Below are 21,732 nucleotides of genomic sequence, written 5' to 3' on the forward strand. Positions count from 1 at the left end.
CCGTTTATTCCAAGCGGCAGGCAGCTCCTCGGCACGGACGAAAATGAGCGCCGTGATTCGCGTCAGGATACCGATGGATATCCGGGCCGTCGCCGACGGAGGGTCGGCGGCGTTTGCACTGGTCACGCCTCTGCGCGTACGCGACCTCCTGGCGATGGCGGTGCGTGAGGTGATTGGCTCGCGAGCGCCAGACGACAAGTTCGCACGCAGCGTCCGGCGCACGCTCAATGGGTTTCTGGCAGGCGACTATACCGTTCAGATCGACGGCCGCCGGTTCGCAGATCCCGAAGACGTCGTCGTTTGCGACGGCGTCGCCGACGTGCGATTCTTCCTCAACCATCGTCGCGAACGTTTGCATCGCTGACACGCCTGGCCGCTCTTGCGGCGCAATGTTAGTCTAGAAGTAGAATCGCACAAACGTTCCGGAACGGAGCCTCACATTTCTGCATCCCGCGTCGCCGGCACGCTCGCCGTTGTCGCTGGCCTTTTTTCCACGTTCGCACCAGCGCGAGCGGACGTTCGCTATTTCATCACCGGCCAAGACGTGTACGGGATCGGATCCGGAGTACAGGTTTCATCGGTGCGCTACTCCGGTGACCAGCAGCTGACGATCCGCCACGACGGCGCACGTATGAAGTACACGGTGCGCGCCGTTTATACTCGGTATGAAGGCGACGACGCGACCAAGCATACGGCCGTCTTCGAGCAAGAATCGCGTTCGGACGGATCGTTGCAAAATATGCTCGACGACGATCCAGATTTTTTAACGATTCTCAATCAGCCGTTCGCCATCTCGCTGGACCGTGCGACGCTGCAAGATTTGCGAACGCTTCGCGCGTCGGTTCCGTTTACGGCCGGTTCCCCGCTCGGGGATGGGGCGACGATGCGCGGCTTTCTACGGCCGGCGGGTGGTGGTCTCGTTGCCGGCCGGCCCGCGGTTGCGATCGTCTTCGACGCTCAAGGTTCGATGGACGGCGCGGTGCCTAGCCACGGGCAAACGCGTATGTCGGGACGCATTCACATGAATGGCATCGCGTATTACGCGTCGAGCGATGCGCTGTTGCTCGAACTCGACGCGACCTTGCGCGTCGATGCCAATTTGCGCGCACCCGGCGCGGCGCCGACGCCGGTGAAGATCGTCTACCGGCGCACGATTCGCGCCGAAGCCGCCGCATCGGATGCAGCGGCGCAGCACTAGACGCTAAAACGCGCCGACGAGTTCGACCTCGAGCGGATGCCGGAACGGCGATTCGCGCAACTGTGTGAACGGCGTAAAGGCCAAATGATTCTGGTGACAGTCGATCAACATCTCGATACCGCGCTTTACGCAGCCGGTTTCTTCGATGTATTTTGCAAGCTTTTTCGTGAAGTAGGCCTTCGGAGAGCGAAGGACTTTGGCGTAATACGGATCCTCCGTTAAGTCGTCGCGATACACGCCCTCTTCGGGAACGAGCCAAACGAACCACGGATCTTCATTCTGCCGGTAGCCGATCAGCACGAGTGGAATCGCTCGCACCGACTCGAGGTTCGGAAGAAAACTGCACAACGTGTACGCGTCGAATGCTATTTCCGTCGGTTCGATCGTTTGCATCATCGATTGAATCCCTTCATAAGCCGTACGCCCGCGCAAACAAAAACCGCCTCAGCGTTGCGTTGCTGAAGCGGCGTTTCAAGTCGATTGGCGGGCTGTACGGATGAGCGCCATACCCGGGGTATTGGCGAGCGAACGAGACGCTCCTCGGATGCCGGCGCTCGCTCGCGCCGTGAGGTTCGCTCAGGAATTACTCGGGCATATGTGAAACCACAAAGGAGGCTGCAGGGGTCCGGGTCACTGTATGAGTGCACTCGCCGCGCCGCTGCTGCAGGGAGTTTTCGTGCCAACAGCGGTTCCGACCGGGACCATGGCGGCCGCCAGGCTGCCGTCCGCGAGCGTGCCCACTATCGAGACGTTCGAACGGGTCGTCGACGACTACCAGCGCCGTCTCTACGGGTTCGCGCTTCGCATGACCGGCAACCGAGAGGATGCCGAAGAGATCGTGCAAGATGCCTTCGTGCGCGCCTATCGCGCCCTCGGCAAGATGTCGCTCGAGCAACGCTCCGAGCTGCGGCTTCAGCCGTGGCTGTACACGATCACCCTCAACGTCACGCGGAATCGCCTGCGCAGCAAGCGGCCGTCGAACGTCGCGCTCGACGCGCTGGCCGACCCGGATGCGCTTCTGCGGGAGTCCAACGAGGGACCGCCCCAGCCTGAAACCATCGTGGAGCGCAACGCCGAGGTCGCGCTGGTCGAACGCGCGCTCATGCAATTGCCGATGCACCTTCGCGCCGCAGCGACGCTGCGCTTCATCGAAGGCCGCAGCCATCCGGAGATCGCCGAGATCCTGCACCAGCCGATCGGCACGGTTAAATCGCACGTCCATCGAGCGGTACGTATTCTTCGCCGCATCCTCGGACCGCAAATCGGGAGATTGACCCCCCAAGGAGCACCGTTACATGCGCTGTCGTGACGTCGAAGCTATGTGGGACGAAATCCACGGCGACTGTATAAAGTCACTGCGGGAGACCGTCGCCGAGCACGTGCGCGGATGTATGCCCTGCCAGCTGCTGTTCGAACAGTACGAAGGCGTCGCGTACCGGCTATCGACGCTGCCGCAGCCCCAGCCGTCGTGCGATCTCACCAAGCGCGTGGTCGAGCACATCGCGGCACTCAAATTCAAGACGCGCGAACCACTGCTGCTATGCGCCGTCGACACACCGATCGGACGCGTCCACGTCGGATTCAAACAACGCCGGATCGCCTACGTCGGCATCGACACGGGCGAAACGCCCGATGAGGTGCGCGATCGGGTGGAGCGTCGCTTACGCCGTCCGGTCGCGATGGGTCAAGTTCCCACCTGGCTGCTCGAAACGCTCGACCACTTTTTCCACACCTGGCGCATCGAGGACGCGATGATCGATATCAGCGATCTCACGCCGTTCGAGCAAGCGGCGCTGCGCGCCACCGCGCAGATTCCGCCGGGTGAAGTCCGCTCGTATTCGTGGGTGGCCTCACAGATCGGCCGCCCTCGAGCGGCGCGCGCGGTCGGCCGCGTGATGGCGCGCAATCCGCTTCCGTTGCTTTTTCCATGTCATCGCGTCGTCGACTCGTCGGGCGCCTTGCACAATTATTATTACGGCTTGGACATGAAGGCGCGTTTGCTCAAGATGGAAGGCTACCCCGGTTAAGTAACCGAGTACCGAAGGGGAACGTTCGCACAAAGCCAACTCTGCCAACGTGCCGGAGTGTTATTTCTGAACGACCCACGTACCGCCGCCATCCCCGACGTTCACGGCCACGCCAAAGGCGAACATCGACCGTTCGCAGAGGAACGCCCGATCGCGTATTCCGCGCGGATGCTGTTCCTTTGGTTCTTCCACGCGTGTCGCCGCGGAATGCCGCGATTCTTGATGGCCGCCGACCACGTCAATTACCTGACGTTCGAAGATCCCGGCGCCGTCAATACGGTCCGCCGCGCGCTCAAACTGGCGGAGGCCGGCGATCTACACGGTGCGGCTGAAGCCGCCGGCGTCGACCCCGGGCACGCGTCGGTCGTCTCCGAAGCGTTGCGGCGAGGCATGCGCTTCTCGCTCGGCGCGGAGGTCGACAACGATCCGCGCGCCAGACCGGATGCCCAAAACATCATCGACGCCATGCGCCCCGACGGAATCATTCGCTGCGTCAGTTTTTTGACGATCGAACATCCCGAAAAGGGCTCGGATTTTAGCTGGTCCTTCGACGATGAGGAATTTGCATCGCTGCACGAGTCGTTCGGAACCGAACGCTTGTGGGAGCAGTACGTCGCCAAGCTGCTGGACGATCTTGAAAAGTTGCCGTCGCACGTCGCCGGCAACTTCTACATGCCGGCCCGCTTGGGCGGCTGGCCGGCACCCGAACGCCTCGAGGAATATGAAGACCGCCTGTTAGCGGTCTGTCACGCCCGCAAACTGGCCGTCGAAATCAACACGCGCTTCCTCTACCGCGAAACGTCGGACGAGCAAAAGAAAGCATTTCTCGACGCCAATGCGCGACTGGCACGCAAGGCTCAAGGGCTGGGAGTTGGCATCGCAATCGGTTCCGACGCGCATAGCCCCAAAGACCAAGGCAATCATTTCGATATCGTGCTGCGCATGCTCGACGACGCGGAGATTAACGAGTTGGTCTTCCCGGTCGGCGGCCGGCTCGCTCGCGTCGCATTACGCGCCACGCAGGAGCATCTCGAGGCGCACGATCGTTCCCGCGAAAAGAACGTGCCGGGCAGCAGCATCAGCGGATTCAGCCGCGCCGAACTCGGCCTCCCGGAACATATCGCAGTCCCCGGTAAAGGCCGAGCGAAAAAACGCGCCGGTGGTCCGGCGCGGCCGACCAAACGTGCGGCAGCCTCCGGAAAATCCTCGTCCAAGAGCACGTCCAAGCGCAGCGCCGACTCGAGCGAATCGTCGACGCAAGCAAAGGCTGCGCTCACCGAGCTCGGTGCCGATGCGACCGCGGAAACGCCAACGGCCAAGCCCGTGAAACCGGCGTCCAAGAACAAGGCCGCATCCAAAACGTCCGAAGCAAAAACGCCGGCAGTTAAAGCCGCTCCACCTGCGAAGGTCGCCGCCGCAAAGGCGACGCCGGTGCGCAAGGCCGCCGAGAAACCGAAAGCTCCCGAAAAAACCAAAGCGGTCGAGAAGCCGAAAGCCGCCGAGAAGCCCGTTGTCAAAGCCAAGGCGGAGAAAGCCAAACCGGTGAAGGCGGCCGTCGCAAAGACCGCTCCGGCCAAGCGCGCCGCAACGGCCAAAGCGCCTGCGCGCAAGAAGACGCCGGCGCCTGCAAAGAAAGCTGTAAAGACACCGGCGCGCGCGCCGGTGAAGAAAGCGGCTGCAAAGAAGCCGGCGCCCAAGCCGGCCGCCAAAGTCCCGGCTCGGCCTGCCAAGACCGCGGCAAAAGCCGCGAAGAAGACGACCGTTAAGAAATCGAGCAAATCCGCGGCGGCCCCGAGCGCGAAAAAGCGGCCGGCGCCTAAGCGCCGCTAGCCCTTCTTCGTCGTTCAGAGGAGGTACCCGATGGCGAACGTCGATCGCCTGCGGAACGTCGCATTCGTCGGTCCGCATCACGCCGGAAAGACCACGTTGGTCGAAGCGGTACTCGCAAAAACGGCGGCAATCTCGCGCCGCGGCTCCATCTCCGATGGAACGACCGTAACGGACCACGAGCCCGAAGATGTCGCGCACGTTCAGTCCACCAGCGTCGGGTTCGCACATTTTACCAGCGACGGCACCGACGTTACGATCGCAGACTGTCCCGGCTTCGTCGATTTTTTCGCCGAAACGAAAGCCGTGTTGCGCGGCGTCGATGCCGCGATTATCGTGATCGAAGCCGACCCGCAGCGCGTCGTACACGCCAAGGCGACGGTCGATTTCCTCGACTCGTTACGGTTGCCGCATCTGTTCGTCGTCAATAAAATGGATCGTCCGGGAGCGGATTTTCCCGGCACCCTCGCCGCGCTGCAAGACGCCTACGGGCGCCACGTCGTCGCCGAACAGGTACCGATCGGCAGTTCCGAACAGTTCGCCGGCTATATCGACTTGGCCGAAATGAAGGCGTGGAACTTCGCCGACGGTTCCGAAACGGAGCGCCCGGTACCGCCAGATCTCGAGTCAACGGCACGCGAAACGCGCGGACAGTTGCTCGAAGCGATGGCCGACTTCGACGATCACCTGATGGAAGAGTTGCTCGAGGGCGTCGATCCCGATGCCGAAGAAATCGAGCGCGATCTGTGCGACGAATGTTCGCACGATCAAATCATCCCGGTGGTGGTCGCTTCGGGTGCGACCGGTGCCGGAGTCGATGCACTCGTGCGTTCGATCGTGAAATGGTTTCCGTCGCCGGCCGCGGTTGAAAAGACCGATGTCGACGGCACTCCGATTACGCCGGACCCGGCCGGACCGGTCATCGCACAAGTCATCAAGACGTCGATCCATCCGCAAAGCGGAAAAGTGTCGATTGCGCGCGTGTACTCGGGCACCGTAAAGTCGGACGCGACGTTGTCGGATGCCAGCCGGGACGGCGAAAAAGTGCGGCTCGGTGGCTTATACCGCCTGCAAGGCAAAAAGCAAGAGCCCATTGCCGAAGCCGGACCGGGCAGCATCGTCGCGTTCGCTCGATTGGAAACCGTCGCCACCGGCGACACGCTCACGTCCGGCAGCGCTTCGACGCGCATGGCGCCGATCGCACCGGCCGAACCGGTGTTCGCGGCCGCGATCAAACCGAAAGATCGCATGGACGAAGCCAAAATCTCGCAGATGCTCGGACGCATCGTCGACGAAGATCCGGCGTTACAATTGCGCCGCGCCGATGTGACGCACGAATTGTTGCTGCTGGGTGCGGGCGAACAGCACGTCTCGATCGCCATCGAGCGCTTGGCGCGCAAATATAAGGTGGAAGTCGAAGTGGCGCCGCCGGCGATCCCCTATCTCGAAACGATTACGTCCAACACGGAAGTTCACTCCCGCTACAAACATCAAACCGGTGGACACGGGCAGTTCGGGGACGTCTGGCTCCGGTTCCAGCCGCGAGATCGCGGCGCCGGCGTCACGTTCGAAGACAAAATCGTCGGCGGCGTCGTGCCACGTCAGTTTATCCCGGCCGTCGAAAAAGGGGTGCGCGAAGCACTAGCGCACGGACCCAACGGAAATCCGATCACGGATCTGCACGTAACGTTGTTCGACGGCGCATATCACGACGTCGACTCGAGCGAACAGTCGTTCAAAACCGCCGCCAGCATGGGCGTACGCGACGCGCTGCAAAAGTGCAGCCCGGTCGTGCTGGAGCCGATCGTCGCGGTCGAAGTGGAAGTCCCTAATAATTATACGTCGACCGTCATCCAGCAGCTCACCGGCAAACGCGGTCAAATCCTTGGTATGAACCCGGCCATCGAGCGCCCGGGCTTCGACATCGTCGAAGCGTTCGTTCCGCAAGTCGAGCTGGCCCGATACATCACCGAACTGCGCACCGCGACACAAGGGCTCGGCACGTATCGCTGGCGGCACGAACGCTACGACCCCGTCTCGAATCAGCGCGGCGCTTCGAAAGCAGCGGTATAACACGACCGTGAAGATACTCCGAAACACGCTCGCGGCGGTTGCGACGCTCGCCGTGGCATGCGCCTGTAGCAAAACCGGTGGAACCGAAAGCGGCGGCCGCCACTCGTGGACGAAACCCGGCGAATTGCGCATTGCGATTCAACAAGATTCGAAAAACTTGAACCCGCTGCTCAACTCGAACACGACCGACGGCTTCCTAGCGTTTTTGATGTTCGAACCGTTGCTCTCGGCCGACGATAAGGGCAACCCGGTTCCGGTGCTCGCGACGAAAGTCCCGACCATCGAGAATGGTGGAATCGCTCGCAACGGCCTAACCATCACCTATCATCTGCGCAAAGACGTGAAGTGGAGCGATGGCGTTCCCGTGACGGCTAAAGACGTTAAGTGGTCGTGGCAAGCGCTCATGAACCCGAATAACAACGTCGTTTCGCGCCACGGCTACGATTTTATCGCGTCGATCGATACGCCCGATCAATATACGGCCGTCGTCCATCTCAAGCGCCCGTTTGCGCCTTTCGTCAATACGTTTTTTGCCATGAGCGATCAGCCGTTTCCGGTCGCCCCCGAACACGTACTTTCCAAATATCCGAACATGAATCAGATTCCGTTCGATTCGGCCCCGACCGTCAGCGACGGACCTTTCAAATTCGTCGAGTGGTCGCACGGCGATCGTATCGAGCTGGCGCGGAACGACGCGTTCTTTATGGGACCTCCCAAGCTCGACAAGATCAACATCAAAATCGTGCCCGACGAGAACACCAGCGTTAATTTGCTCCGCACGCACTCGGTCGACTACATGTTCCAAGCCTCGCCGAACACGTATCCGGCACTGCAAACGTTGAGCGACGTCAAACTCGATTTCGTCAACGTCAACGGCTACGAGTCGGTACAGCTCAACGTGCAGAGCTCGCAGCTCAAGGATCCGCGTGTTCGGGAGGCCATCGCGCTATCGCTCGACAAGCCGCAACTGGTCGCGACGCTCGCGCACGGCGTGATGAAAACGGCAACCGAAGACATTCCCGACTGGATGTGGGCGTTCAATCCGAGCGTCCATTCGTATCCGCACGATCCGGTTCGCGCGCGTTTCTTGCTGCGCGAAGCCGGCTGGAGTCCGGGCGCCGACGGCATCATGCAAAAGAACGGCATTCCGATGGATCTGGTGATCGTCACCAACAACTCCAACGCGACGCGTCGCGAGGGTAGCCTTCAGGTGCAAGCGATGCTCAAGCAATCCGGAATCGGCAGCACTATTAAAAGCTATGCCGGAGACGTGCTATTCGCACCGGCCGGCATGGGCGGAATCCTGCAGCTCGGTAAGTTCGATCTGTCCATCGCCGGCTGGTACGCGGGAATCGACCCCGACAACAGCTCGCAGTATATGTGCGAAAACATTCCGCCGGGCGGCTACAATTACTCGCGCTACTGCAATCCCGACATGCAAGCGGCGCAGACTGCCGCCCTAACGCATTACGATCGCGCCTCGCGGCGCGCGGCCTACTTCCGCATCCAGGAGCTGCTGGCGCGTGATAACCCGCAAATCTTCTTCTGGTGGACCCGCCAAGTCGAGCCGATCAACGTCGACTTCAAGGGGTTCGATCCGAACCCGGTCGTCGAATCGTGGAACGCGTGGCAATGGAGCATCTAGGCCCGCGCGAACGAACGTCGGCCACCCATCCAGAATTGGTGTGGCTTCGTAAGACGATCGTCGAGCGAGCCCTGACCCGCGGCGACTATCTGTTATCGGGGGGCATTCGCAGCGACTATTATATCGACAAGTTTAGCTTGTTTTCCGAGCCGCACGTCCTGCGGCGGATCGCACGGCTGTTCACGCCGATCGTCAGCGAAATCAATCCCGATATCATCGGCGGAACGGAGTTAGGCGGCGTCGTGATCGCTACCGCGGTTTCGTCCCTGTGCAACATTCCGATGATCGCCGTCCGCAAGCAACCTAAGGGCTACGGGGCGTTCGCCGACGAGTACGTCGAAGGGCCGTATTCTTCCGGGCAGCACGTGCTGTTACTCGAGGACGTGGTGACCAACGGGCGCGAGGTATTGACCGCAGCGCGCCGTCTCGAGGAGCTCGGCTTGCGCGTGACGCCATACGCAGTCATCAGCCGCGGCCTGGCGCCGGTGAACGCGCTGATCGCGTTTTCGCTCCCCAGCAGCGACGCAAAAACCGAGAATTAAAGAAGGCCAACGCCTCCGAGCGCAACCTCGAACCCGTCGTCGACGATGGTTATGGGGCCGTCGAAGGCGCCTGCCGCGTGCCTTCTCAACTGCTCCGCCGCGCATTCGGCCGGGTAATGCGTCAGGGCCAATGCCCGCACGCCGGCCGCGGTAGCGATCTCACCCGCTTCACGAGCGCAAAGATGTCCGCGTGGCGCGTCCTCGACGCCGGTGCCGAGCGTCGCTTCGCATAAAAAAAGATCGACGTCGCGCGCTAGACCTACGAGTTCGTCGCACGGGGCGCTGTCGCCGGAATACGTCAGCGTCGCACCGCGCGATTCCGCTCGGACGGCGAACGCATCGATGTAATGACGAACTCGCGCAAATCGCAAACCGATCTCGCCCACCGTAAGCGACGTCGATTCGCCGTATTCGCGGATGTCGAACCCAGCCAAGAATTCGCTTCGCCCCTCGCGTGCGAAGGCCACGCAAACCCGCTGCAAGACGTCGCTTCCGCCGGGCGGCAGCCAGAGTGGGAGTGGGGCCGATCGCAGCGACGGCCCATACGTCAATCCGTAGCGCAACGGAATAACGTCGAGGAAATGATCGGCGTGCATGTGTGTAATGACGACCGCATCGAGCGCCGCATAATCCATCGCCGTTCGCAAGGCCGAAATCGCACCGCTACCGGCGTCCAATACGATCGACGTTGCGGCGGCTCGCAGTAGATACGAACTGCACGCGCGTCCCGGGCGCGGAACCGACGGACTCGACCCGAGGACGCGCAGGCGCAGTCCACCGGTCACGCTAGCGACGCGAGCACCGCCTGCACGTGACCGACGACTTTCACGTTCGGCCAGACCTTGACGATCGAACCGCCGGCGTCGATGACGAAGGTCGAACGCGCCAGACCCATCCGTTTTATACCGTACATCGTCTTCTCGACGATGACGCCGAACGCGTCGCACAACCGGGAATCCGTGTCGGCGATCAACGGATACGGGATGCCGTACTTCTTTTTGAACCGCTGGTGCGACTCGACCGAATCGCGGCTGACGCCGACGATCGTCGCGCCGCGCCGTTCGAACTCGTCGAACGCGTCGCGAAACTGTGCGGCTTCGCTGGTGCAGCCCGGCGTATCGTCCTTGGGATAGAAATACAACACCAGCGTACCCGCGGCCAAATCGGTCGTCGACAGATGACGGCCCGCGTCATCGACGACGTCGAGCTTGGGCAATCGGTCTCCAGCTTGCAGCATACGTGAGAAACTCTACCTTCCTTCGATTGGCGAAACCGGCTGTGCGAACTGCTCGAGCGGAACGAGAAACAGCAGCCGGTCGCCGGGCTCGACTTGGTCGCGAAATCCGCGTATCGCAACCGCTTCTCCGGAGGCGTCCGCGTTCCGCCGCCACACATACAGCGGAACCCATTGAACGCGATAGCCGGGCCGCTCGGGCGGTGCGGGCGGCGGAACGTTGTTCGCATCTTGTACCCGCTCGGCTAGTTGAAACGACGCTGGGCCGTTCGGCCCGTCGAGATCGAATCGTCCGCGCGTGCTTTCGAAGCGCGCCAATCCGGCGATCGTCGCCGCCGTCAGTTCTGTGGTCGAAAACGATGCAATACCGAAATGCCGGTCGATCGAACGCCCGAACGCAAGATCGTCGATGCGCAGCACGATGCCGAGGTCGTCGTCGCCCGGCGTACGCTGTCGCGAACGCGCGCCCAAAGCCGCTTCCAAATTCGCAGTATCGCTGTTCGTGACGCCGACCAGTCCGAGCGCACGCTCGGGCGAACACAGCGCGATCGTTTCGTCGTTGGTCGCATCCCCCGTGAGCAGATCGATCTTGCGATCGCGCGCCATCTCGATGAGGACGCTATCGGGCGACTTTTCTACCACCACCACGCGTTCGCCCAACCGGCGCAGATACTCGATCACCAACGTTCCGACGTTGCCCGCGCCGCACACGATCACGTGGCCGGTGCGGTGAATCCGGCGCAAGCCTTGCGTACGCCGTTCCGATGCGGCATTCAGACCCGACGTCACCGAAGCGGTAAAGATCGCCACCAGGACGAGTCCCGCCAACGTGACGCTTACCGCTGCGGCCATCTCGCCGATCTGCCACAGCGCGACGTTGCCCGGCGCGCTGCAGTCGCTGCACAGGTTGACGTCGGGGGACCCCTCCATCATCGTCAGCACGTAATACGCAACGCCCCACACGTTCCAATGCGTCGCAGCGGCAAAGATGACCACAAAGGTCGCAAACGCGCCGAGCGCCATCAATGCTGCGGTACGCAACACCGGTTCCACGCGCCGTATCGACGTTGCGGCCTCGTGAACACGGGAAGCGAAGCGGCGGCCGGCGGCCCCGGCGCGCACCGTGCGTTTACGTTTGGCATAGCGCACCGGCCCGAAGAGCGTCAGCTGGTCGCCGGCCGTTAACGGACGCTCTAGGAGAGCGGTGTCGTCGTCGGAATCCGCACCGCGGCACGCATACGGTGGGCGTCCGTCGATCGAAATCACCCGCGACCGCAGATGGCTTTCGGCCTGCGCGACGGTCATGCCATCGACGCCGACATCGCCGGCCGTGCGCCGCGAAAATGCGAATAGATCGTACGCTTCGCCCGTGCCGGCGGCGTTGGATTCCAGCGTTGGAAAGCGGAGCGCGTAGAAACACGATGGTTCGACGGCCGCCGCGGCATACGTGGCCGCCGCATGCGCTGCCGGCGAGATCACGGTGCAGTTGAATTTTAACCCGTCCTGGATTTTGCGGCCGAGCACCGGGTTGAACTGGCGGAGCGTGATTCGGACTCGGTCGTCGATATCGCGCGCCAGCAGCGAAACGCGCAAATTCAGCCGATCGTCATCGGAAACGGCAACCAGCGCGCACTGCGGAGCGTCCGATTCGGCGCCCGGCGCGTGCAGCCCGGCGCGTTCGAGCGTGGCCGAATCCAGCGGATCGGCGTCGATGCGCGAAAACGCAGCGTCACCGAATCGCCGGAGCAATGCGTCGGCGTGGCGTTGTAAAAACGCTTCCTCACGAGGATCGGCGGCCTTCCACACCAACGTTACGGCGTGACCTGCAGTCTTCAATATTTCGCTGCAGATCTCGAACGCGAGGTAGTCGCCGCCCACGACGATAATTAACGCCCGGGACGCCATTTATGGATACTTCGCCGCACGACCGCTCCATCCGGCCGCCTCATCCGCTGGCCGTCGAGCTCGCCGGACGCCTGCGTGGCGTTCCGCACGCGCACGTTCTCGATTATTGCACTGGAAGCGGACGCAATGCGAGATGGCTGGAGCGTGCGGGGTTCTCGGTCGCGATTGTGTCCGACGACGAAGCACCGGCCTTCGACCGAACCGATCCGCACCCGTCATACGACGGCATCGTCGCATCGCACGGTCTGCTGCACGGCATCGCGACCGCAATGCCCGGATGCGTCGCGCGCTTAGCACGAAGATTGCGGCCCGGCGGATGGATGTGCGCGACGTTCGGCTCGACCCACGACAAGCGTTTTGGTGTGGGAGAGCGTCTCGGCGATGCGACGTTCGCGCCGCTTGACGGGGACGAAGCCGGCGTCGCGCACGCCTACTTCGACGAACCTTTCTTACGCACGATGCTCGACGCATATTTCGACATCGCCGTGCTGGATCGGCACGACGCAGTGCAAACCGCCGGACGATGGGCGCACTCGCAGCCGCTAACCGGCGCGGTGCATTGGTTTTTTGTGGGAAGCGTGCGCGAGCGGGAGCGCTAGTAGCGCGCGATCGACGGATCGACGCGTTGCGCGTACGATTCGATACCGCCGGTGAGATTGTAGACATCGGGCCGTCCGATACCGGTAAGATACTCCGCGACCATGGTCGACCGTGTTCCGTGGTGGCACATTACCACGATCGGAACGCCTGACGGCAGCTCGTCGATACGTTCGATCAGTTGTCCCATGGGGATCCAGGTGGCGCCATCGAGCGACGCTGCTTTCAGTTCGCCTGCTTCGCGAATATCCAGCAGTACGTGAGGATTGCGCTGCTCGCGCCACTCACCAAACGTCGCGACGTCGAGTTCGCGCATTTCGTTCACGTTAGCGCTCCGGCGCGGCGATGAGGTCCTGCATCGGGCTGGACGCATTTGCGTACAGACGCTTCGACATCCGTCCGGCCAGAAACGCCTCGCGTCCGGCTTTCACCGCATACTGCATCGCGCGCGCCATTCGCACCGGATCGCGTGCGGCCGCGATTCCGGTGTTCATCAACAGTCCGTCGACGCCCAACTCCATCGCGATGGCAGCATCCGACGCCGTACCGACGCCGGCATCGACGATCACCGGAACCTTGGCGCGCTCTTTGATGATCGCGATCGAATACGGATTGCATACACCCAAACCGCTGCCGATCGGCGCGGCCAACGGCATAACGGCCACGCATCCGGCGTCTTCCAACCGGCTGCATGCGACCGGATCGTCGCCGATATACGGTAGTACCGTAAATCCATCCGCCACCAGTCGTCGCGCCGCAGCGATCGTTTCGGTCGCGTCGGGATACAGCGTTTGCGGATCGCCGATCACTTCGAGCTTGATCAAATTGGTTTCCAGCAGTTCGCGCGCGAGCTGCGCGGTCAGCACCGCTTCGTCGGCGGTGTAGCAGCCGGCGGTATTCGGCAAGATCGTCATGCGCGAACGATCGATGTAGTCGAGCATCGACTTCCCGCTTGCGTCGTCTAAATTAATCCGGCGAATGGCGACGGTCACCATCTCGGCGCCGCTGGCTTCATGCGCGGCTTGCATGGCCGCCATCGACGGATACTTTCCGGTACCGACGATCAGCCGCGATTCCAATCGATACGATCCGAGTACCAGCGTGTCGCTCACGTTAACCGCCCGCCACCGCTTTGATGATTTCGATGCGATCCCCGTCTACCAATACGTGCGACGCATAATCGCCACGCCGCACGACGGAGTCGTTCTTTGCGACGGCGATTCCAGCCGAAGGCGTTCCCAACTCATCCAGGAGCGAGGCGAGCGTCGATCCCGCCGGCAGGTCGCGCGGTTCCCCGTTAATCGTGGCTTTCACGCATTACCGGTTCGCGCCGGCCGCGTGCGATTCCATCCGGTCGACCGGGCCGCGAAGCGGTGAGAATGCCGGCAGCACATCCGATCGGCCTTCGATCGCGTCGGCGATCGCCGTTGCGGTCAAAGGAGCGAGCAGAATCCCATTGCGATAATGACCCGCCGCCGTAAACAAACCGTCGAGCGCGGTGCGGCCGACGTAGGGTAGGCCATCCGGCGTTGCCGGACGCAAACCCGCCCATTGCTCGCTGACGGTGAAGCTCGTGAGCGACGGCGCGGCACGAAGCGCGGCATGCAGCAACTGCGCGAGGCCGCCGGCGGTCACCCGCTCGTCGAATCCGCGCTCTTCCACGGTCGCTCCGACCAGCAAACGCCCGTCGTCGCGCGGCACGAGATACGCTTGCGGCGTCCAAACCGGCCGTCGAACGAAACCGTGTGGAACTTCGATGGCCAGCATCTGGCCCTTCACCGGCCGCACGGGCGGCAAGCAATCGTCCGGAACGCCGGCGACGCCGGCGGCCCACGCGCCGGCGGCGTTCACGATCGCGCCGGCCGCAGCGAAACCATCGTCGGTAGCGACGCCCAGCGCTCGGCGCGCGTCGCATCGAATTGCGATCGAAGCCCCTTCCACGATGCGAACGCCGCGAGCGCGACATGCGGCGATCAGTGCACGCCCTAGGCGGCGATTATCGACTGAGCCTTCGACCGGTATCAACAACCCGCCGCGCACGCCGCTCGACAACGCGGGTTCCGCCGCCAATGCAGCCGCACGATCCAACGACGTCGCCTCGACGCCTGACGCGCGCAGCCCGATTGCTTCGCGCTCGAGGTCGCGCAACTCGTCGTCGGATGTGGCAGCGTGGACGATTCCACTCACGTGCAAACGCGGATCGACGCCGCTCTCGGCCGCGACGGCGGCCGCGAACGCCGGATAGGCGCGCAACGATCGCTCGCACGCGTCCAGCAACGCGGGAACCGGGCGTTCCGAGTAGGGTGCGAGCAATCCGGCGCCGGCCCACGAAGCGCCGCGTCCGGGTTGCGCGATGTCGTACACTCGAACGGTGGATCCTCGCCGCGCGAGTTCGAATGCGATCGAAAGGCCGATCAATCCGCCGCCGACGATCGCGACGTCGCTGGTATGCAGGTTGCGCTACATTCCCGTGTAGACGGGGCCTTCACCACCCTGCGGCGGCACCCACGTGATGATTTGATATGGATCGATGATGTCGCACGTCTTGCAGTGCACGCAGTTCGTAAAGTTGATCTGCAACCGTCCGTCGACTGCGTCGCCGGTTTTTTCGAACATCGGCTCGTAGACCGCCGCCGGACAGAAATACTGGCATGGGTTTCCGTATTCCACCGTGCAGCGGTCGCGACAAATATTCGTGTCGGACACCAGCAGATGACTCGGCTGATCTTCTTCGTGCATCGTACCGCTATTGAACACGTCGGTCAGTTTGTCGAAGGTCAGCACGTTGTCGATCGTCGCGCGCGGCGTCTCCTTCGGACGGTATCCAGCTTTCACCATCACTTCGTAGCCGGGTTCTTGATCGAGTTTGTCGATCGCGCCGAAGCCGCGTCCTCCGGTAAACGTGGCCAGACCCGCGTTGAGCAACCCGGCAAAGCGTCCGTTCTTGAAACCCTGATGGAAGTTACGCGACGTCCGGAGCTCTGTGTATGCCCACGATGCTTTGAAGCGTTCCTCGAACGCGCTCAAGGTCGTCGCGTCGTACGTATCGGCAGTCAGCGCATCCCACAGCGTTTCGGCCGCCATCATGCCGGACTTGACCGCGAGATGAATGCCTTTTAAACGCATGCCGTTGAGAAATCCGGCGCTGTCGCCGATCAGCAGCAATCCGTCGGCGTACGGCCGCGGCATCGCAAACAGTCCGCCTTCGGGAATCGCCTTGGCGCCGTACCGGATGAGCTTGCCGCCGTCCAACAGCTTTGCCACCGAGGGATGTTGTTTGAGCCGCTGCAGTTCATTCTGCGGATCGGTGGTCGGGTTTTTATAGTCGAGTCCGGTGACGTGCCCGATATCGAGGACGTTGCCGCTCATTCCGTAGATAAAGCCGCCGCCGAACGTTTCGGCCGGCAACGGAAAGCCGAGCGTGTGAATGACCGAACCCGCTGGAAAGCGATCGTCCGGAAGCTGCCACAGTTCTTTGATTCCGGCGGCGTACACTTGCGGTTCGCGTCCGGCATCTAAATGCAAACGCTCGATCGCCTGTTTGGAAAGCGTTCCGCGCGGGCCCTCGCACAGCACGACGACTTTGGCGTACAAGTCGGCGCCGGGTTCGTAATTCGATTTTGGTTGGCCGTTGTGATCGACGCCCTTATCGCCGGTGCGCACGCCGACGACGCGGTCGCCGTCCCACAGCAACGTCTGACCGGGGAAGGCCGGGAACACTTGGGCACCGGCTTCTTCAGCTCGCTCGCCCAGCCACTTGCTCAGTTTTTGCAGCGACGCTACGTATTTACCATCGTTGCGTAACGGCGGCGGCGTGAACGGCGCTTTGATGCGTCCGCGTTGGGTGAGGTACCACAGCTCGTCCGACGTCACGATGGATTCCACCGGCGCGGTATCGCGCCAATCCGGCAATAATTCGTCGAATCCGCGCGGATCCACGACCGCGCCCGAAATGCCGTGATTGCCGATCTCGCCGCCCTTCTCGATGACCAGCACCTCGAGGTCGCGCCCGGCCGTTTTGGCCAAGCGGCTCAGGTGCAACGCGCCGGCGAGTCCGGCGGGACCGGCACCGACGAACAACACGTCGACGTCGAGGCGGTCGCGATCAGGCATGAACGAGTTCCTGCGGCATACTGCGGCTATTCGCGCATCGGCCGCGCGTTACTGTGCCCGGTAGGGGGTCGCGCCCCGCGTCGCGCATCGGTGCGCATGCAGCCGAGTCGAAGCTTTGCGAGCGACAATAACGCGCCGATCGCACCCGAGATTCTGCAAGCGATCGTGGATGCAAACGAAGGCGATGCAATCGGATACGGCGACGACCGATGGACCCGTCAGGCCGAGCAACGCTTTCGCAGTTGCTTCGGAAACGACACGCAGGTGTACTTTACGTTCAACGGCACCGGGGCGAACGTCACAGCGCTCGGTACGGTACTGCGGCCGTGGGAAGCCGTGCTGTGCCCGGAAACCGCGCATCTGCAGACCGACGAATGCGGCGCGTTCGAACGCTTTAGCGGATCGAAAGTCATCCCCATTCGAACGGCCGGCGGAAAACTGCAACCGGGCGATCTCGAACCATATCTTCGCGCGGGGCACGGGGTGCATTTTCCGCAACCGCGAGCCATCTCGATCTCGCAACCGACCGAATTCGGCGAAGTGTATCAACCGGACGAAATTACCGCGCTGTGCGAGTACGCGCACCGGCACGGCCTAATCGTTCACGTCGACGGCGCCCGGATCGCGAATGCCGCCGCCGCGCTCGGCAAACTGCCGCGCGAAATCACCGTCGACTTGGGAGTCGATATTCTCAGCTTCGGCGGAACCAAGAACGGTCTGATGCTGGGTGAGGCGGTGTGCTTCTTCTCGAACGACATCGGCGCGCAGAATGCGCCGTTCGTTCAGAAACAAGCGATGCAGCTGGCATCCAAGATGCGCTACGTGGCCGCGCAGTTCGACGCATTGCTCGATGCCGGCCGCTGGCTTGCGTACGCGCGTCACTCGAATGCGATGGCCCGGCGTCTGCACGAACGGATCGCTGGAATCGACGGAATTCGGGTGACGCGTTCGGTCGACTGCAACGCAATATTTGCGGTGATGCAGCGCGACGCCATCGAGCGCGTGCAGCGCGAGTTTTTCTTTTACGTCTTCGACGAGGGCCCGCCCGAAGTGCGCTGGATGACGCACTGGGCGACGAGCGAGGAAGATGTCGACCGTTTTGCGGCCGCGCTCGCTCGCGCGTGTTCGGAAGGCGAAAACCCTTAGACGCCCTGATCCATCACGACCGACCCATCGACCTCGATATGCAGATGGAGATCGCGGCGATGCGCGATCAACCAATGTCCGGTAGCGTTGCTCCACGTGTCCTGCGTGGTCATGACGAGTCCGAACGGATGATTCGAACCCGACAACGGCGCCGAACCGCTCAAGTGGAGGACGTTCGTCGTGACGACCGTTCCGTCGGGAGCGGTTTGGCTCGCTGTTATCTTTTGATCGCACGCCGTCGTGTGAAAGGTCTTGAGCTGGCCGCCGAATTGGCTGACGATCTGCGCTCTCGTTACTTGCTCGCCGCTGATGTTGGTGTCGGTAAAGGCCGGCGCTAACATCGAGAACATCGCCTGCAGCGTGTCGTCGGTCGGATTGAGCGCAGCGGCACACGCCAGTTGATAGTTCGCGGTCAACGCTTGCTGCATCGCTTGGTCGAGTGCAGGCGCGGGCGCGTCCGCGCCGGCGGCGACGGGCAGGGAGAACGCCAGACAGGCGAGGAGGATCGGCAACTTCATGGCGGCGGTGTTATACAACGGGCCGCGCCCGTTTCCTAGGTTCGCGCGTTAACGCCCGATTACGCGGTCCATTCGAGCAGTGCTTCCCAATCCGTCCGTTCGAACGCCTGTTTACTCTTAATCGCTTCGACGTACTTGCGCTTGCCTGCGCGGTTGCCCTTACCGAGCATCAGGCCACCGACCAAGCGTCGTTCGAGGAAGAACAGCGCTCGATACCAGCGCTTCTCGCGATCGACCGACCGTACGATTTCTAGGTCGGCGCGTAGTTCGGGGCTCATGCCGAACTGCGTGATCGTCTGGCCCTTAAAGAGCAGCGACGAATATTCGGGAACGTCGGAATAGGATCGATCGCCGCCGGCCATATTCACGGCGACGAGCTTGCCTTGTGCCCCGGCGTTGTTCCACGTACCCATGCGGTAGCGCATCTCGAGAATCGGGTCGAAGAAATCCGCGACGTCACCGGCGGCAAAGATTCCCGGCACGCTGGTTTCAAGGCGCTCGTCGCACATGATTCCGTTGCGACTGACCTCGATGCCGGCGCTCGAGCACAGCTCGGTATTCATCGCCAACCCGAAACCGTAGGCGTAACACTGCGCCTCAATTTCCTTTCCACTCGACGTTACGACTTTGACGATTTCGCCGTTCGAGCGAACGAACGAATCGACTTCCTCGCCATAGTGCATGTGCACGCCGTCGGCGATCGCCGCATCGTGCAGCAGTTCGCCCGCTATTTCGTCCATGATTCGATGCAGTCCGCGCGGGCCGCGCATTAGCCAGTGCGTCTCTAACCCGCGCGAAGCGAATGCTTCGGCCAGTTCGTAGGCGATAAACGAACCACCGATGGCGACGCCGGCTTTGCTGCGGTCGATGCGTTCGGAAATCGCGATGGTGTCGTCTAAATATTGAAACGGGAAAAGGTTGGCAGCACCGTCGGCGCCCGGTTTGCCCGTTGGATTCGGACGTCCGCCAGTGGCGACCAACAGCGCGTCGTACGGATACGATCGGCCGCCCGACTCGACAATCCGCTCTTGCGGAACGATGCGGTCGACGGGTGCGCGCAGATGCAACCCGATGCGCTGTTTTTCGTGCCAAGCCTCGTCGCGGATCATGACCTTGGCCTGCGGAATTTGATTGCGCAACATCGGCGGCAGCGAAATGCGGTTGTAGAGCGTATAGGGCTCGTCGCCGAACAGATCGATCTCGCACGCGGGATCGATCTTGCGGAGCTGCTCGGCAGCAGTCGTACCGGCAAAGCCGTTGCCGACGATAACGTATCTGCGCACGCCGGATTCCATCCGCCGGTCGTTCTGTGCTGCGCCGTACGCGGCCTACGCAGGGTGCGCCGGCGCGCACGTGCTAAAGCTTTCGGCCGTGGACGTCCGTCTCGTGCAATTGCTGGGCTCCTTCATCGCCGCGCGCGGCGAGTATTTGCTGGCGCGTCTCGAGTTCGCCGGGCGCCATCCGCAAATCGGGTCGCCTCCGACGATCGACGGACTCTCCGAAACGTCCGAACGAGCGTTGCGCGAGGAGTGGCCGCTGGTCGAACGCCAGTTGCAATCTGCGGTCGATTTCGCACGCGATTTCGAACGTCACAACGGCGTGGGAGAACTCACGCACGTGAGCTACCGGCGCCTGGAGCGATCGCTACGCGAACTCGATCAATACGCGCGCGCCATCGCGTGGGTCTTGACGGTAACCGGTTAGCCAGCGACGGCTAACCCGACCATCATTGCGAAACCGACTTCCAACGCGCGCTCGTCGATGTCGTAGCGGGCGCTGTGCTGCGGTTCGTGTCCCAGCTTCGCTCCGCGCGCTCCGATCAAGAAATACGCACCGGGCCGCTCTTGCTGCATGAACGACATGTCTTCCGACCACATGACGATGTCGTGCGGATCGGAAACGTTTTCGGCGCCAACGACGATCCGAGCCACGTCGCGCACGACGTCGTTCATCGTCCGGTCGTTGACGGTCGGCGGATACCCCCAATCGTAGCGCAGCGAGTGTTCCAACCGCATCGAGGCGCATACCCCGGCCGTCAGTCGTTCCAAGCGCTCCGGCATTTCCGAGCGAACCTTCTCGTCGAGCGTGCGCACGGTGCCGCCCAGCAGCGCCGTATCCGGGATCACGTTGAACGTGGTGCCGGCGTGCAGCGAGCCGACCGTGACGACCACCGGATCCTTGGGAGAGATTTCGCGGCTGGCGACGGTTTGTAAGGCGGTCACGAGAGCCGCTGCTCCGACGATCGGATCGACCGAAAGCTGCGGCATGGCGCCGTGGCCACCGCGCCCGGTCAGTTCGATGGTGAAGCGGTCGGACGACGCGAAGAACGCCCCGTCCCGAATGCCGACCTGTCCGGCCTCCAGTCCGGTGTAGAGGTGCAGGGCGAAGGTCCGGTCGACGTGCGGCCGTTCGAGCACGCCATCTTCGATCATCAGTTTGGCCCCGGCGAAGCCCTCTTCGCCCGGCTGAAAACAAAACACGATCGTTCCGGCGACGTCGTCGCGGCGCGACGATAGTTCGAGTGCGGCTGCCAGCAGAATCGCCGTGTGGCCGTCGTGGCCGCAAGCGTGCATCACGCCCTCGCGCCGCGACCGGTACGGCACGTCGGAAAGCTCGGTGATCGGCAACGCATCCATATCCGCCCGCAACAAGGTCACCGGACCGGGACGTTTTCCGCGCAGCACGGCCTTGACGCCGGTCTTCCCGACGCCCGCGGCGATTTCGTCGAAGTCCCCGGTCGCCAGCTCGCGCTGTACATAGGCCGCGGTTTCGTGCTCCTCCATCGAGAGTTCCGGATGCGCGTGCAGGTGGCGGCGATAGCGTGCGAGGCGTTCCCGCTGCGCGTCGTTACACAAGATCGGGTCCATCGCCGAGGCCTTGCGGCGCGCTCGTATCCGAGCCCTTTGC

At 62.5% G+C, this 21,732-nt stretch carries 23 protein-coding genes; 11 read left to right on the top strand and 12 right to left on the bottom strand.

Annotated elements, in window-relative coordinates:
- Positions 1-52: 52 nt before the first annotated feature.
- Positions 53-364, top strand: coding sequence for a hypothetical protein (locus VGF98_06915; protein ID HEY1681346.1), 312 nt, complete (start codon positions 53-55; stop codon positions 362-364).
- A 15-nt stretch (positions 365-379) separates the two neighbouring features.
- Entirely contained in the window at positions 380-1,198 is an 819-nt protein-coding gene (locus tag VGF98_06920) for a hypothetical protein (protein HEY1681347.1), read from the top strand.
- Between the two features lie 3 nt (positions 1,199-1,201).
- Here the strand turns inward: VGF98_06920 and VGF98_06925 are convergent, their stop codons facing one another.
- Positions 1,202-1,594: a hypothetical protein gene (locus VGF98_06925; protein HEY1681348.1), complete on the bottom strand. Its 393-nt coding sequence runs from the start codon at positions 1,592-1,594 to the stop codon at positions 1,202-1,204.
- A gap of 241 nt (positions 1,595-1,835) precedes the next feature.
- Here VGF98_06925 and VGF98_06930 point away from each other — a divergent pair, with 241 nt between their 5' ends.
- Genes VGF98_06930 through VGF98_06955 form a run of 6 tightly spaced genes read left to right on the top strand, consistent with a single transcriptional unit; the run spans position 1,836 to position 9,312 of the window.
- Positions 1,836-2,507, top strand: coding sequence for a sigma-70 family RNA polymerase sigma factor (locus tag VGF98_06930; protein ID HEY1681349.1), 672 nt, complete (start codon positions 1,836-1,838; stop codon positions 2,505-2,507).
- Positions 2,494-3,225 (top strand): MGMT family protein, encoded by a 732-nt coding sequence (locus VGF98_06935; GenBank protein ID HEY1681350.1) that lies wholly within the window; start codon positions 2,494-2,496, stop codon positions 3,223-3,225. Before VGF98_06930 ends, VGF98_06935 begins: the two co-directional genes overlap by 14 nt.
- Before the next feature lie 57 nt (positions 3,226-3,282).
- Positions 3,283-5,055 (top strand): hypothetical protein, encoded by a 1,773-nt coding sequence (locus VGF98_06940; protein HEY1681351.1) that lies wholly within the window; start codon positions 3,283-3,285, stop codon positions 5,053-5,055.
- Between the two features lie 30 nt (positions 5,056-5,085).
- Positions 5,086-7,125, top strand: a complete 2,040-nt coding sequence (locus tag VGF98_06945; protein HEY1681352.1) for an elongation factor G — start codon at positions 5,086-5,088, stop codon at positions 7,123-7,125.
- 7 nt (positions 7,126-7,132) lie between these two features.
- Positions 7,133-8,770 carry a peptide ABC transporter substrate-binding protein gene (locus VGF98_06950; GenBank protein HEY1681353.1) on the top strand — a complete coding sequence of 546 codons (1,638 nt, stop codon included), beginning with the start codon at positions 7,133-7,135 and terminating at the stop codon, positions 8,768-8,770.
- Positions 8,758-9,312: a phosphoribosyltransferase family protein gene (locus VGF98_06955; GenBank protein HEY1681354.1), complete on the top strand. Its 555-nt coding sequence runs from the start codon at positions 8,758-8,760 to the stop codon at positions 9,310-9,312. The genes VGF98_06950 and VGF98_06955 overlap by 13 nt, the downstream gene beginning before the upstream one ends.
- Here the strand turns inward: VGF98_06955 and VGF98_06960 are convergent.
- From VGF98_06960 to VGF98_06970, 3 genes are read right to left on the bottom strand one after another with little or no spacing between them, the layout of a single operon-like run.
- Complete coding sequence (locus VGF98_06960; GenBank protein ID HEY1681355.1) at positions 9,309-10,097, bottom strand: MBL fold metallo-hydrolase; 789 nt, start codon at positions 10,095-10,097, stop codon at positions 9,309-9,311. The genes VGF98_06955 and VGF98_06960 overlap by 4 nt on opposite strands.
- A complete protein-coding gene (locus VGF98_06965; GenBank protein HEY1681356.1) occupies positions 10,094-10,549 on the bottom strand; it encodes a peroxiredoxin in 456 nt (151 codons plus the stop codon). The genes VGF98_06960 and VGF98_06965 overlap by 4 nt, the downstream gene beginning before the upstream one ends.
- Positions 10,550-10,561: 12 nt before the next feature.
- Positions 10,562-12,451 (bottom strand): NAD-binding protein, encoded by a 1,890-nt coding sequence (locus tag VGF98_06970; protein HEY1681357.1) that lies wholly within the window; start codon positions 12,449-12,451, stop codon positions 10,562-10,564.
- 2 nt (positions 12,452-12,453) lie between these two features.
- Here VGF98_06970 and VGF98_06975 point away from each other — a divergent pair, with 2 nt between their 5' ends.
- Complete coding sequence (locus tag VGF98_06975; GenBank protein ID HEY1681358.1) at positions 12,454-13,050, top strand: methyltransferase domain-containing protein; 597 nt, start codon at positions 12,454-12,456, stop codon at positions 13,048-13,050.
- On the opposite strand, the gene VGF98_06980 is transcribed toward VGF98_06975, so the two are convergent.
- From VGF98_06980 to VGF98_07000, 5 genes are read right to left on the bottom strand one after another with little or no spacing between them, the layout of a single operon-like run.
- Complete coding sequence (locus VGF98_06980; GenBank protein HEY1681359.1) at positions 13,047-13,364, bottom strand: rhodanese-like domain-containing protein; 318 nt, start codon at positions 13,362-13,364, stop codon at positions 13,047-13,049. The two genes, VGF98_06975 and VGF98_06980, sit on opposite strands and share 4 nt — an antisense overlap.
- A 10-nt stretch (positions 13,365-13,374) precedes the next feature.
- Complete coding sequence (locus VGF98_06985) at positions 13,375-14,160, bottom strand: thiazole synthase (GenBank protein HEY1681360.1); 786 nt, start codon at positions 14,158-14,160, stop codon at positions 13,375-13,377.
- 1 nt (position 14,161) lies between these two features.
- Complete coding sequence (gene thiS / locus VGF98_06990) at positions 14,162-14,362, bottom strand: sulfur carrier protein ThiS (GenBank protein HEY1681361.1); 201 nt, start codon at positions 14,360-14,362, stop codon at positions 14,162-14,164.
- 3 nt (positions 14,363-14,365) lie between these two features.
- Positions 14,366-15,502, bottom strand: coding sequence for a glycine oxidase ThiO (gene thiO / locus VGF98_06995; protein ID HEY1681362.1), 1,137 nt, complete (start codon positions 15,500-15,502; stop codon positions 14,366-14,368).
- Positions 15,503-15,508: 6 nt separating this feature from the next.
- Complete coding sequence (locus VGF98_07000) at positions 15,509-17,161, bottom strand: electron transfer flavoprotein-ubiquinone oxidoreductase (protein ID HEY1681363.1); 1,653 nt, start codon at positions 17,159-17,161, stop codon at positions 15,509-15,511.
- Between the two features lie 96 nt (positions 17,162-17,257).
- Here VGF98_07000 and VGF98_07005 point away from each other — a divergent pair, with 96 nt between their 5' ends.
- On the top strand, positions 17,258-18,307 hold the full coding sequence (locus VGF98_07005) for a beta-eliminating lyase-related protein (GenBank protein ID HEY1681364.1): 1,050 nt from the start codon (positions 17,258-17,260) through the stop codon (positions 18,305-18,307).
- On the opposite strand, the gene VGF98_07010 is transcribed toward VGF98_07005, so the two are convergent.
- Entirely contained in the window at positions 18,304-18,825 is a 522-nt protein-coding gene (locus VGF98_07010; GenBank protein HEY1681365.1) for a hypothetical protein, read from the bottom strand. The genes VGF98_07005 and VGF98_07010 overlap by 4 nt on opposite strands.
- A gap of 59 nt (positions 18,826-18,884) precedes the next feature.
- Positions 18,885-20,108, bottom strand: coding sequence for an NAD(P)/FAD-dependent oxidoreductase (locus VGF98_07015; GenBank protein HEY1681366.1), 1,224 nt, complete (start codon positions 20,106-20,108; stop codon positions 18,885-18,887).
- On the opposite strand from VGF98_07015, the gene VGF98_07020 reads away from it, so the two are divergent.
- A complete protein-coding gene (locus tag VGF98_07020; protein HEY1681367.1) occupies positions 20,083-20,529 on the top strand; it encodes a hypothetical protein in 447 nt (148 codons plus the stop codon). The two genes, VGF98_07015 and VGF98_07020, sit on opposite strands and share 26 nt — an antisense overlap.
- Here the strand turns inward: VGF98_07020 and VGF98_07025 are convergent.
- Positions 20,526-21,692, bottom strand: a complete 1,167-nt coding sequence (locus VGF98_07025; GenBank protein ID HEY1681368.1) for a M20 family metallopeptidase — start codon at positions 21,690-21,692, stop codon at positions 20,526-20,528. The two genes, VGF98_07020 and VGF98_07025, sit on opposite strands and share 4 nt — an antisense overlap.
- Positions 21,693-21,732 lie beyond the last annotated feature (40 nt).

Origin of the sequence: Candidatus Tumulicola sp., from assembly GCA_036490475.1 — a bacterium.
Lineage (GTDB): Bacteria > Vulcanimicrobiota > Vulcanimicrobiia > Vulcanimicrobiales > Vulcanimicrobiaceae > Tumulicola.